This is a genomic window from Chryseobacterium sp. CG10_8, from assembly GCF_058117085.1.
Window position 1 is genome coordinate 1 of sequence record NZ_JBYVEB010000089.1, and the last position, 12,309, is coordinate 12,309.

Annotated in this window: 11 protein-coding genes; 7 read left to right on the plus strand and 4 right to left on the minus strand. The window is 35.4% G+C overall.

From position 1 onward, the window contains the following. Positions 1-32: 32 nt before the first annotated feature. The 4 genes from AC4AGG_RS12705 to AC4AGG_RS12720 form a co-directional block, all read right to left on the minus strand. Positions 33-512, minus strand: coding sequence for a hypothetical protein (locus tag AC4AGG_RS12705; RefSeq protein WP_489772382.1), 480 nt, complete (start codon positions 510-512; stop codon positions 33-35). Between the two features lie 104 nt (positions 513-616). Next, on the minus strand, positions 617-1,456 hold the full coding sequence (gene pheA / locus AC4AGG_RS12710) for a prephenate dehydratase (protein ID WP_489772383.1): 840 nt from the start codon (positions 1,454-1,456) through the stop codon (positions 617-619). A 65-nt stretch (positions 1,457-1,521) separates the two neighbouring features. Beyond that, positions 1,522-3,282: a discoidin domain-containing protein gene (locus tag AC4AGG_RS12715; RefSeq protein WP_489772384.1), complete on the minus strand. Its 1,761-nt coding sequence runs from the start codon at positions 3,280-3,282 to the stop codon at positions 1,522-1,524. A 71-nt stretch (positions 3,283-3,353) separates the two neighbouring features. Further along, positions 3,354-3,767, minus strand: coding sequence for an acyl-CoA thioesterase (locus tag AC4AGG_RS12720; RefSeq protein WP_489772385.1), 414 nt, complete (start codon positions 3,765-3,767; stop codon positions 3,354-3,356). A 134-nt stretch (positions 3,768-3,901) separates the two neighbouring features. On the opposite strand from AC4AGG_RS12720, the gene dnaA reads away from it, so the two are divergent. The 7 genes from dnaA to AC4AGG_RS12755 form a co-directional block, all read left to right on the plus strand. Next, on the plus strand, positions 3,902-5,359 hold the full coding sequence (gene dnaA / locus AC4AGG_RS12725; protein ID WP_489772392.1) for a chromosomal replication initiator protein DnaA: 1,458 nt from the start codon (positions 3,902-3,904) through the stop codon (positions 5,357-5,359). Positions 5,360-5,447: 88 nt separating this feature from the next. Then, positions 5,448-5,900, plus strand: a complete 453-nt coding sequence (locus AC4AGG_RS12730; RefSeq protein WP_489772386.1) for a low molecular weight protein-tyrosine-phosphatase — start codon at positions 5,448-5,450, stop codon at positions 5,898-5,900. Positions 5,901-5,949: 49 nt separating this feature from the next. Then, on the plus strand, positions 5,950-6,648 hold the full coding sequence (locus AC4AGG_RS12735) for an SAM-dependent methyltransferase (RefSeq protein WP_489772387.1): 699 nt from the start codon (positions 5,950-5,952) through the stop codon (positions 6,646-6,648). A gap of 204 nt (positions 6,649-6,852) precedes the next feature. Beyond that, positions 6,853-7,515, plus strand: coding sequence for a hypothetical protein (locus AC4AGG_RS12740; protein WP_489772388.1), 663 nt, complete (start codon positions 6,853-6,855; stop codon positions 7,513-7,515). Positions 7,516-7,649: 134 nt separating this feature from the next. Further along, a complete protein-coding gene (locus tag AC4AGG_RS12745) occupies positions 7,650-8,711 on the plus strand; it encodes a DUF2891 domain-containing protein (RefSeq protein ID WP_489772389.1) in 1,062 nt (353 codons plus the stop codon). A 68-nt stretch (positions 8,712-8,779) separates the two neighbouring features. Beyond that, positions 8,780-11,635 carry an excinuclease ABC subunit UvrA gene (gene uvrA, locus AC4AGG_RS12750; RefSeq protein ID WP_489772390.1) on the plus strand — a complete coding sequence of 952 codons (2,856 nt, stop codon included), beginning with the start codon at positions 8,780-8,782 and terminating at the stop codon, positions 11,633-11,635. A gap of 192 nt (positions 11,636-11,827) precedes the next feature. Further along, a partial coding sequence (locus tag AC4AGG_RS12755; protein WP_489772391.1) for a hypothetical protein occupies positions 11,828-12,309 on the plus strand: 482 nt, incomplete at its 3' end.

Genomic DNA, 12,309 nt, shown 5'->3' on the forward strand with positions numbered 1-12,309 from the left:
CTTTTCTCTTCAGATTAACACGCAGAATTTAATCATATTTTTTGTAAAATCCACCAACTATTTTTCAGTACATTACCATTTCTTTTAGGAGTAGTGTCAATCACCAACATCTTTTGACCGTCAATCGTCTGAACATTCATGTTTTCTAAAATGTTACCGAAAGCGATGGTCTCAGTATTTTTAATCAAATTTCCATCGATCAAAACTGGAGAATTTCTGTCAAGATTAAATTGAGCATTAAGCTTACCCAAAGTGATCTTATCATAGTAATTCTCTTTCACCTTTACACTCACTAAGCCATTTTTAGCAACATCTGCGTACGAACTTAATTCTGCTGGAAGCTGTGTGCCTGATTTGTAAACATTAGCCTTCACAACATTTCCTTTATCTTGATCCAGCATATGCTGAGACGCAATCATACCGTCAACCAAAACAAGAGGTTTCTGAGAAGAGGTTTGTGCAAATGCTGTTGCAGAGATTACTAATAAAAAAGCAAATAATAATTTTTTCATGAAACTTATATTAATGGTTTCAACAAAATTAATAAAAAAATAAATACAACGATCACATTTCCAAAAAAGCATTTATTATTTTACGGAAATTTGATACAATCCAACTAATCGATTAGCAGATATTCATTGTAATGACCCAGAAATTTAACATCTGCGTCAATGGACGAAAGCTCTTCCAGAGCATTTTTATACAAAGGCTTCTCCCATTCTCCATCAATATTGATAAAAAAGAAATAATTACCGAGCTTGGTTTTTAAGGTGCGGCTTTCAATCTTGGAAAGATTCATTCTTCTCCATGCAAAAACTGACAAAACTTGATGCAATCCTCCCGCATGATCTTCCGGAAGCGTAATCATCAAAGAAGTTTTAGAACCTGTCTTCTCAAAACCAAGTTGCAATTCATTCTGAACTTTTAAAATAACGATAAATCGGGTATGATTTTGTTCAAAATCCTGAATATTATGATGCAAAACTTGCAATCCATAAATTTTTGCAGCGTAAGAATGAGCGATAGCAGCCCATTTTTGTTTTGGATTCTCAGAAATCAACTTCGCGGAAGCTGCCGTCGAACTGTAATCTTGTCGAGCGACCCCTTTGTAATTTTGATCTAAAAAATGAAAACATTGCGCCAAGGCTTGCGGATGAGAAATCACTCTATCGAATTCCTGATTTCCAGGACACACCATCAAATGATGCGAAATCGGCATAACAACCTCCGATTCTACAAAAATTTCTGAAAAATCATACAAATAATCCAAGGTCATTGATACCGTCCCTTCGATAGAGTTTTCCAAGGGAACTACTGCTTTGTCGACTTGGTCATTGATAACAGACAAAAAGCAATCATAAATATTGGATTGAGGAACAAGTTCTTCATTTGGGAAAATTTGAGTGGTTGCTAATTGAGTAAAACTAGCTTCAGGACCGAGATAAGCAATCTTCATAGTATTATTAAATAAAAAAGCCGAATAGATTTCGGCTTATGTTGTATTGTAATTTTTTAATTCAATTATTCTGCTTTATAAACCTGAGAACGTTCGGAAATACCATTATTATTAAAAGCTTCTATTTGGAAATAGTAAACATCCGTTCTATCCGCACCGGTAAAATAATACTCGTTTTTCCCATACACCATAATGCTTCCATACATTTTGTCAGGATCCTTCCCAAAATAGATTACATATCCATCTGCTTTTTCATTCTGTCTCCATTTCATCCAAATACTTCTTCTTTCGCCTGCTTTTTTAGGATCTGCTCTCAAAGGCACAAAATCTTCCACTTTTTGAGGTTTTTCTCCCGCTCCTTTTCCAAAAACCCGAAAACCACTCAAAGCAAACTTCCCTGTTGGCATTTTCAAATTCTCTAATTTTAAATAACGCGCTTTCGCAGGATTTTTCAGTTCAATATAATCATGGGGAACATCGCTTTGGTTATTGGATTTATCGACAATGACATTCCATTTTTTACCATCATTAGATCCATAGATTTTGTATTGATGCATTTTGCCCAACGTTTTCCCTTTGAACTCTACATCTTGATCCGCATAATTAATTTGAATAGCGTTGATGGTAGAAACTTCACCCAAATCTGTCTGAAACCACTCTCCTTTGTCTCCAGACTTTGCAGACCAATAGGTTTTGATATCTTCGTCAACCGCATAATTAGGCTGATATCCACCTAAAGTAGATGATACAGCGACTGGTTTATTATAATTCAGCAACATCCATCCACTAAACAAGCCTTTGGTAAAATCTTTACCCTTTGCAAATTCGGGGATATAAGTTGGATAATCTCCGTATGCGGTATTACAATACATCACATCGTCTTTGTCAAATCCAGCTGGCCAAATTCCCAAACGTCTTTCAAAATTATTTTTTGTTGAAATAAAAATCGTAGAAATATGCCACCAATTACCAAAATTATCTTCGAAGGTTGCTCCGTGTCCAGCTCCTCTTGCAAATCCACCTGGTTTATAAGAAAATGGATTATGTTTCTGATATTCGAAACCTTCCAAAGGATTATTACTAACATAGACTCCATCAGAATATCCACTGAACTCAGTTGCTGGAGCGCCATATTGCATATAATATTTACCATTATGTTTGGTCATCCAAGCTCCTTCCACAAATGGAGCAAGAAAAACGTTGTCGTTATATTCTCCAAATCTCTCCCATCCATGATCTTCAGGTTTTAATCTAACAATAGGCTTCACAAAACCTTCTGATTGCATCGTTTTGGTTTTAACCTCTGTTCCCAAAAGTGGCCATTCGTTACTCGAACCCCAATAAAGATAAAGTTTGTCCTTTTCTTCTTCATAAAAAAATGCAGGATCCCAGGCTCCCACCTTTAAGGTATCAACCGCTATTTCCCACTCGTCTTTTGTTGGATTGGTGCTTTTCCAAATTGGAAAATCCTGCTCCCATGTAGAACCAAAAACATACAAAGTATCCTTCATCGCCCAAACTGCAGGTGCGTTAAGATCATGAGTATATTTGTTATCTCGAAGAAATTTGCGATAAACGAATTTCCAATTGAGCATATCATCACTATACCAGTATCCTTCTTGATTGGTTGAAAAAAGAAATAACTTCTTCTGAAAATTAACAATAACAGGATCTGCCGTTGCTCTATGCTTTCCTTGTTTTGAAAAAACATCAAACGGTGTGTAGCCGTAATCAATATTAATCGGATTGCAATAAGTCTTTTGTTGAGAAAAAAATAAAGTACTAAAAAGGAAAAAGGCTAAAGCCAAATAACGAGAATTCATCATATTTTAAAACTTGAAGCTAATTTACATCTAAATTTTAGAAGAATCATTAATCATTGGATGCATATTTTTCATTAAGAAGCTTGCCAATTATCCATAATGATACTGAGTAAGAATTCTGGACATCGAATCACCCTCTTAGTTTCTGCATCAAAAAAGAATAATGTCGTTGAAGCTTCTGTTGTTTTTTCACCAGATTGATTGAAGATTTCATAAGTGAATTCGATTTTGACACCAGGGATCGTTTTGAGATAGGTATGAATTTCTAATAATTCGTCATAAAAAAGCGGTTTGATATACTTAATTTTATAGTCCGAAACCGGAAGCCACACCCCTCTTTTTTCGATTTCATCATACGGAATTCCAAACGTTCGAAAAAGCTCAACTCGGGCAACTTCGAAGTACTCAGCGTAATTGCCGTAATAGACGTATTTCATGGGGTCAGTCTCTCCGTAACGTACTCGTAATGTGTGTGTTGTGTGAATCATTTTAAGCATTAAATATTACATACAAATATATTTTTTAATAATCAAGGGGACAAATATTTTTTTTTAAAATTATTAATTTCCATCTTTGTATTCCCGATAAATTTTAACAAAAAAAGGATTTTGTAGCAGAGATGATGAACGAAAATTTAGGAATGATCTGGCAGAATTGTCTCAGTTTCATGAAAGACAATCTGAATGCTGCGGAGGATTCTTCCGATCTAAAAAAACTGGAAAACTCTTTTGAACTTTTGTTTGATAAAGTACAACCTGTTTCTTTGATTGATAACAATCTAACGTTGCTTGTTCCAAGTGATTTTTACAAAGAATATATCGAAGACAATTACTTGTCTTTGCTTTCTGCTGCGCTTAAAAAATATATCGGAAAAGGGGTGAAATTATGGTATTCTGTAATGGAAAACAAACCTGTTGGAAAGCAGAAACCTATTACAGTTAATGTTAAAGGAAAATCGGTAGCTACTCCAAAAGTTCAGGAGACCATTCCTCAAAATTTCGCCGCCAATAAAATTGTTAATCCATTTGTTGTTCCAGGAATTCAGAAAGTCAATATCGACTCTAACCTGAAAGCTGATTTTTCTTTCGATAATTATGTTGAAGGAGAAAGTAACAAATTTGCTTCTACTGTTGCAAGATCAATTGCGAAGAGACCGGGAGCAACGGCATTCAACCCTTTATTTTTGCATGGAGGTTATGGTGTCGGAAAGACGCACCTTGGACATGCGATTGGATTAGATGTTAAAGAAAGATTTCCAGATAAAGTAGTATTGTATCTTTCTTCGGAAAAATTCATTCAACAATTTATCTCTTCAGCCAAAGCACATAAGCAAGCCGAGTTTGCTAATTTTTACCAAATGGTTGACGTCTTAATCATTGACGATATCCAGTTTTTGTCAGGTAAATCTGCAACTCAGGACTCTTTCTTCCATATTTTTGATTACCTACACCAAAACGGAAAACAGATTATCTTAACTTCTGACCGTGCTCCTGTAGATATCATGGAAATTCAGGAAAGAATTGTAAGCCGCTTCAAATGGGGACTTACCGCTGAAATAAAATCTCCAGATTTCGATACGAGAAAGAAAATCATCGTTGACAAATTGTCTCGTGATGGAATTGTACTTCCTGAAGACATGCTTAATTTCTTGGCAACAGAAGTTAATTCGAGCGTTAGAGATTTGATTGGTGTTATCAACTCAGTGATTGCTTATTCTACGATATATAAATCGGATTTGACTTTGGAACTTTTGAAAGAAACGATTTCCAAAATTTCTAACAACAAGAAAAAAGTCATCAACATCCCTTATATTCAAGAAGTTATTTGCGAATACTTCGGGATCCAAAGAGAACAACTTCTTTCCAAAACAAGAAAAAGAGAGATTGCACTTCCAAGACAATTAGCAATGTACTTCTCCAAAGAGTTAACCAATTCTACGTTTGCAAAAATCGGAGAAGAGATGGGAGGAAAGGATCATTCAACGGTAATGTACGCTTGCGAAACAATTAAAGATGTTTCCAAAGTCGATAAAGAGATTAAGAAGTACGTTAAGGAATTGACCGAAAAAATTAAAAAATAAATTGCTTATTTTAAGCTGAAATAAAATATGACCCTTTCCGAGTTTGAAACTCTGAAAGGGTTTTTTGAAAAATCTAAATTGTAATCCGATGAAAATATTAATGGTTTGTTTAGGAAATATTTGTAGAAGTCCTTTAGCTGAAGGAATTATGAAATCTAAATTACCGGAAAATTATAAGGTGGATTCTGCTGGGACTATTGCCTTCCATGAAGGAAAACATCCAGATCCAAGATCAATATCAACCGCCGCTTCTCATGGAATCGACATCTCATCTCAACGTTCTAGATTGATCACTACCAAAGATTTGGAATATTTTGATCGTATTTTTTGCATGGATCTTAAAAATTATGAAGATGTTGTATCCATGACTAAAAGCGAAACCGAAAGAAAAAAAGTTTCCCTGCTTTTAGAAGAAGCCGGTCATTACAGTGATAATGTAGAGGTTCCTGATCCTTATTACGGAACAATTACCGATTTTCAAAGAGTTTATCTTTTGTTAGATGATGCTTGTGAAAAAGTAGCAGAAAAATTAATAAAATAAATTCTTGTTTTAATTTTCAACTCTTAACTTTCAATTCTCAATTTAACAAATGCTTTTCCTAATTCCTGCTTATTTATCAGAAGAATCACCATTGGATTACTTTGCACCGGTTATCAAAGAATACATTTTGAAAACCCACTATTTCTTTGTTGAGAATGAAAAAACTGCGAGAAAAGTAATTAAATTCTTTTGTCCAGAGAAGAAGCAACCTGACTTGAAACTTTTCAAATTAGATAAATATTCGGAATCAGCAGACCTTAAAGAAGCCCAACAACTGATGAAAGCCGGACAAGATTTTGGACTTCTTTCAGAGGCTGGCCTTCCTTGCATCGCAGACCCTGGAAATTTGATGGTAAAATGGAGTCATGAAAACAACATCAAAGTCATCCCCATCAATGGACCTTCTTCGATTATCTTGGCTTTGATTTCAAGTGGATTCAATGGTCAAGAATTCACTTTTCATGGATATCTTCCCATTGATAAATCGGAAAAAAAACAAAAAATTCAGTATTTAGAAAGCCAAGTTCAGAAAACAGGTTATTCTCAAATTTTCATGGAAACTCCCTATCGAAACAATGCGCTCATCGAGGATTTGATTAAATTCCTGAATCCGAACACCAAACTTTGCATTGCAGCCAATATCAATCATCCCACCGAAGAATTTATCAAAACGCTGAAACTCTCCGATTGGAAAAAGCAAAACATCGATTTGCATAAGATTCCTGCGGTTTTTGTACTCGGAAAATAACCTCATATAGCAAATCCTACATCTCAAATAACTTAAGTTAGGTTTCTCAGTTCTTTTTGAGAAACAAACAATTACCATCAATCCTCACAACAAAATTTCAATTTTGCCGTTACTATTTTATTTGTTATGAGGGCAAACCAAAAAATCTATTCTTTCTTTTTATTTTTATTGGCTATTTATAGCTATTGTCAAAGTTCCTTTTCATTGGGCATCTCGCCGGGATTCGGAGTCAATATCTACGACAACCAATTACGAACCGATAAAGAACACTTTAAATTTAGAACACCGATTACATTAAACATTGAAGCTAAATTATTAAAGAACCTTGATAACGAGAATGCTTTTGTTTTAGAATTTGTATATGCCCGAAAAACAATATGCTACCGATATAATCTGAGTGTAGAGGAAATCCCATTTCATAACAAGGAAACAGCTGGACAAAAATACAATACGTTATCACTTTTTGTAGGTTATAGACGAACATTACCATCCTTCAAACTACAAAAATTTTTTGAGGTAAGTATTGGTGGGGATTACAATTCTAATGATATTTCTTTTATTAGAGGCTCTGGAAGCGGCACTGGAAGCGATTTTTTAACTCCGATTACATACGAATCCTCTGGAGATACTAATATAGGAGAGACCAGCTATACGATGAGTGCTAATCTAGGCTTTGGACTTAATTTTGGATTTCGAAATCAATACGAATTAGGACTTTTTATCAATATTCCTTTTCAAAAAATACAAAGTGAGATATCATATCTTCATTACAGGTGGGAATACAACGATAAAACATATTACCATGACTTGTATTATATTGGCAAAGTTTACTATCCCAATCTTAAATTCACTTACTATATATTTTAAAGCTTAACTAAACTATCATCAATAGGACTTCTTAGGGGTTTGCAAAATCACAGTCCATTTTCAGCCTATTTTCGTTTTTATGACATCAAAATGGAGGAACTTTTATCTTTCCAAAATATTTCTATCTTTAAAACATGAAAATTCTCCCTTTTTTACTCGCTTTTTCCTCACTATTAGCAGCGCAACAAGTTCCGGAACTCACCAATGAAATGGCGATGAAACTTTCGCAAATGCCTTTGCATTGCATTTCGACAGAATATCCCAACAAAACAGGACACGTCATCAATAACGAGACGGAAGCCAAAATGTCGCCTCAAGACCTTCACCCCTCTTTCTATGGTTGTTTGGACTGGCATAGTTCGGTTCATGGACATTGGATGTTGGTGAGATTATTGAAAACCAAACAGCTTCCTAATGCTCAAGAAATAGAAAAACTTTTAGAAAACTCATTCGACCCAAAGAAAATCAAACAAGAAGCAGAATATTTTTCAAATTTTCAACTTTCCAAGACTTTTGAAAGAACCTATGGTTGGGCTTGGTTACTGAAATTGGACGAAGAACTCAGTAACTGGAACGACCCAAGAGCGCAAAAATGGCATCACAATCTTCAGCCTTTAACGCAAGAAATTCTAAAACTTTGGAAAGCATTCTTACCAAAACAGACTTATCCTAACAGAACTGGCGTGCATCCCAATACTGCATTTGCACTCGGTTTTGCGATTGATTGGGCGAGAGCAACCAATGATAAAAGCTTCGAAAATCAATTGTTAGAAAAAGCAAAATATTTTTATTTAAAAGACAAAAAAACGCCAGCTTATTTAGAACCTGATGGTTCGGATTTTTTCTCTCCAAGTTTGGAAATTGCAGACTTAATGAGAAGAGTGCTTCCGCAAAAAGAGTTCGTCAAATGGATTCATCAATTCTATGACAAAAGAAGTCTGGAAAATATCAAACAAATCCCGATTGTCAGCGACCTCACCGATTACCAAACCGTTCATTTGGTAGGACTTTCTTTTTCCAAAGCTTGGTGCATGAAAGGTATCGCTTCTTCCCTACCAAAAAACGAACGATTAAATAAAGATTTCAGTGAGACTTCTGACCACTTTTTAGCCAAAGCTTTACCCATGCTATTCGAAGGGAATTACGGTGGTGACCATTGGTTAGCGAGCTTTGCCGTTTATGCTTTGAAAGACTGAATTTTATAATCTTTCAACTTCGTTTTTGAAATTATAATTCCGTAATTTTGCGAATTCCAATTTTTTGAATGATGCCAAAAGCCAAAAGCCAAGAGCAAGCAGCTGATAAAGAATATATAAAAGTTTACGGCGCACGCGAACACAATCTTAAAAACATTGACGTCAAAATTCCACGAAACGAATTGGTGGTGATTACTGGACTCTCAGGTTCGGGAAAATCATCATTGGCATTTGACACCATTTTCGCAGAAGGACAGAGAAGATATATCGAAACATTTTCTGCCTATGCAAGACAGTTTTTGGGCGGTTTGGAGCGTCCGGATGTGGACAAAATTGAAGGTCTTTCTCCCGTTATTGCTATTGAACAAAAAACTACCAATAAAAATCCACGTTCAACGGTTGGCACGGTTACCGAATTGTACGATTTCCTTCGATTATTATTTGCAAGGGTTTCTGATGCTTACTCTTTGAGTACAGGAAAACGTTTGGTAAGCTATACCGAAGACCAAATTCTGGAAACCATCAAACAAAATTACAAAGGAGAAAAATTGATGCTTCTCGCTCCCGTGGTTCGATCTAGAAAAGGACATTACCATGAACTTTTTGTCCAAATGGCAAAAAAAGGCTATGGTCAAGCAAGAATTGATGGCGAATTACAAGATATTGAATACGACCTCAAACTCGACCGATATAAGACCCATGATATTGACATCGTTATTGACCGTTGGATTATTGGTGAAAATGCCACCGAAACCCGAATGGAAAAATCTCTAAAAACCGCAATGGAAATGGGAGAAGGACTCATTGGGATTCAGAAATTGGGTAGTGACGAAGTCGAATATTTTTCCAAGAATTTGATGGATGATGACACAGGTCAATCTTTGGCATTGCCAGAACCTAATACGTTTTCATTTAACTCTCCAAAAGGCAGTTGCCCTAACTGTAAAGGTCTGGGAACGATTAAGAAAATCAATACCGATTTTTTTGTTGAAAACCCAAAACTTTCCATTAACAACGGTGCGCTTTTACCATTAGAAGACATTAAATCTAACAAATGGATTGTTAATCAGATAAAGAACATTTTGGAGATTTTTGATTTAGACTTATCAACGCCTTTCAAAGATATTCCTAAGGATGCTTTAGACTTAATTTATCACGGTGCGCAAAAGGATTTTACTAAAGAACTGAAGCACGCTGGCATTACTAAAAAAGTTAAAGTCAATTTCGAAGGGTTGATTTCTTTAATGGAAGAAATGATTGAGGATAAAGAATCCTACGATGCCATTTTGCTCGAAAGGCATTTCACGACGGAAGAAACATGTCCAGAATGTAACGGAACAAGGCTTCAAGCTTCAAGTTTGAGTTTCAAAATCGACGGAAAAAATATTGCGGAAATCAATGCTTTAAGTTTATCTGATTTGAAGGAATGGTTGAAAGACGTTCATGAAAAATTCTCTGAAAAGAATAAAATCATTGCCCACGAAATTTTGAAAGAGATTGAAACCCGACTTCAGTTTTTGTTAGATGTTGGTTTGGATTATTTAAGTCTCAGCAGAAGTTCCAAAACCCTTTCTGGTGGAGAATCTCAAAGGATTCGTTTGGCCACACAAATTGGCTCTCAATTGGTCAATGTGCTTTATATTTTAGACGAACCATCCATTGGGCTACACCAAAGAGACAACGAAAGACTGATTAAATCCTTGAAAAATTTAAGGGATATTGGGAATTCGGTTTTGGTGGTGGAACATGACAAAGACATGATTTTGGAAGCCGATGAAGTTTTGGATATTGGTCCTAAAGCTGGAAAACATGGTGGTGAAATTCTTTGGCAAGGAAAACCAAAAGACTTACTGAAAGCCGACACTATCACTGCCGATTACATCACTGGTAAAAGAAAAATTGAAATTCCAGAAGTAAGAAGAGAAGGCAACGGAAAAAGTTTGGTTCTGAAAGGTGCGAAAGGTAACAACCTGAAAAACGTAAACTTAGAAGTTCCATTGGGGAAATTAGTCGTGGTGACTGGGATTTCAGGAAGTGGAAAATCATCTTTAATTAACGGAACTTTGTACCCGATTCTTAACCGTCATTTTTATCGTGCGGTAAAAGAACCACTGCCATACAAATCGATTGATGGATTGGACAATATCGACAAAATTGTGGATGTTGACCAAACTCCGATTGGTAGAACTCCTCGTTCCAACCCTGCGACTTATACCGGAATGTTTACCGACATTAGAAATCTTTTTTCCGAACTTCCTGAAAGCAAAATCCGAGGTTATAAACCTGGACGATTTTCCTTTAATGTAAAAGGGGGAAGATGCGAAACTTGTCAAGGTGGAGGATTGAAAGTCATTGAAATGAATTTCCTACCTGACGTTTATGTTCATTGCGAAACTTGTAACGGTAAGCGTTTTAACCGCGAAACTTTGGAAGTACGATACAAAGGAAAATCTATTTCCGATGTTTTGGATATGACGATTGATGAAGCGGTGGAATTCTTTGCTCCAATCCCTAAAATCTACATTAAAGTAAAGACTTTGCAAGACGTTGGTTTGGGTTACATCACGTTGGGACAGCAATCGACGACCCTTTCTGGAGGTGAAGCGCAACGTATCAAATTGGCGACCGAACTTTCCAAAAGACAAACTGGAAATACGCTTTACATCTTAGATGAACCAACAACTGGACTTCATTTTGAGGATGTGAAAATCTTGATGGAAGCCATTAATCAACTCGTAGAATTGGGTAATTCTTTCATTATTATTGAACATAATTTGGACGTCATCAAATTAGCCGATTATATAATTGACATCGGCCCCGAAGGTGGAAAACATGGTGGAACCATCGTTGCACAAGGAACTCCAGAAGAGATTATTAAAAACAAAAAGTCTTTGACCGGGAAGTTTTTGAAAAGAGAGTTATAAAGCAAAAGATTGCTTCGTCATTACATTTCGCTTCGCTCCATTTCATTCCTCGCAATGACGAGATGTGTCATTGTGAGGAGGAGGAACGACGACGAAGCAATCTCATAAAACCATTACATAACCTGATATAAATTACACAAAACCACAAAATTAGTTGTGGTTTTTTTGTTATTTTTGGGTAAAAGCATAAACATGAGTTTCAAACTATTAGCAATACGACCGTTAGAGAATTGCAACACAAAATTCTTAAAGAATCTTGAGGTAAATAGAATTTATCAGTTTTATAATGATTATGAATTTCAAGATTCTGCAGAAAAAAAAATCACTGATTTTTCCACGTTAATAGAAGTTTTTAAAATTGAATACAAATCCAGTGTACCAGAAAATATGTTTGGTGACATAATTAATATTTCTGCAATTGTTGGTAAGAATGGAAGTGGAAAGAGTGCTTTAGTTGAGTTGTTTATAGCTTGCATGAACCAATTATCTTTTTCATTGTTGCATGATCAAGATTCGGAGCAATTAAAAACTTCAACTACAATAAAAAAGGTTGATGATGATAAGCAGGGAAGTAAAATTAAATGCCAAATCTTTTATGAAATTGATGATGAATTTTACAAATTAAATATAGATGGTATTAATTTTCAATTATCAAAAATTTCTAATGATATTAA

Excerpts from the sequence above, each read along its gene's own strand:
- AC4AGG_RS12705 (WP_489772382.1), bottom strand. The coding sequence starts at position 512 with ATGAAAAAATTATTATTTGCTTTTTTATTAGTAATCTCTGCAACAGCA.
- pheA (WP_489772383.1), bottom strand. The coding sequence starts at position 1,456 with ATGAAGATTGCTTATCTCGGTCCTGAAGCTAGTTTTACTCAATTAGCA.
- AC4AGG_RS12715 (WP_489772384.1), bottom strand. The coding sequence starts at position 3,282 with ATGATGAATTCTCGTTATTTGGCTTTAGCCTTTTTCCTTTTTAGTACT.
- AC4AGG_RS12720 (WP_489772385.1), bottom strand. The coding sequence starts at position 3,767 with ATGATTCACACAACACACACATTACGAGTACGTTACGGAGAGACTGAC.
- dnaA (WP_489772392.1), top strand. The coding sequence starts at position 3,902 with ATGAACGAAAATTTAGGAATGATCTGGCAGAATTGTCTCAGTTTCATG.
- AC4AGG_RS12730 (WP_489772386.1), top strand. The coding sequence starts at position 5,448 with ATGAAAATATTAATGGTTTGTTTAGGAAATATTTGTAGAAGTCCTTTA.
- AC4AGG_RS12735 (WP_489772387.1), top strand. The coding sequence starts at position 5,950 with ATGCTTTTCCTAATTCCTGCTTATTTATCAGAAGAATCACCATTGGAT.
- AC4AGG_RS12745 (WP_489772389.1), top strand. The coding sequence starts at position 7,650 with ATGAAAATTCTCCCTTTTTTACTCGCTTTTTCCTCACTATTAGCAGCG.
- uvrA (WP_489772390.1), top strand. The coding sequence starts at position 8,780 with ATGATGCCAAAAGCCAAAAGCCAAGAGCAAGCAGCTGATAAAGAATAT.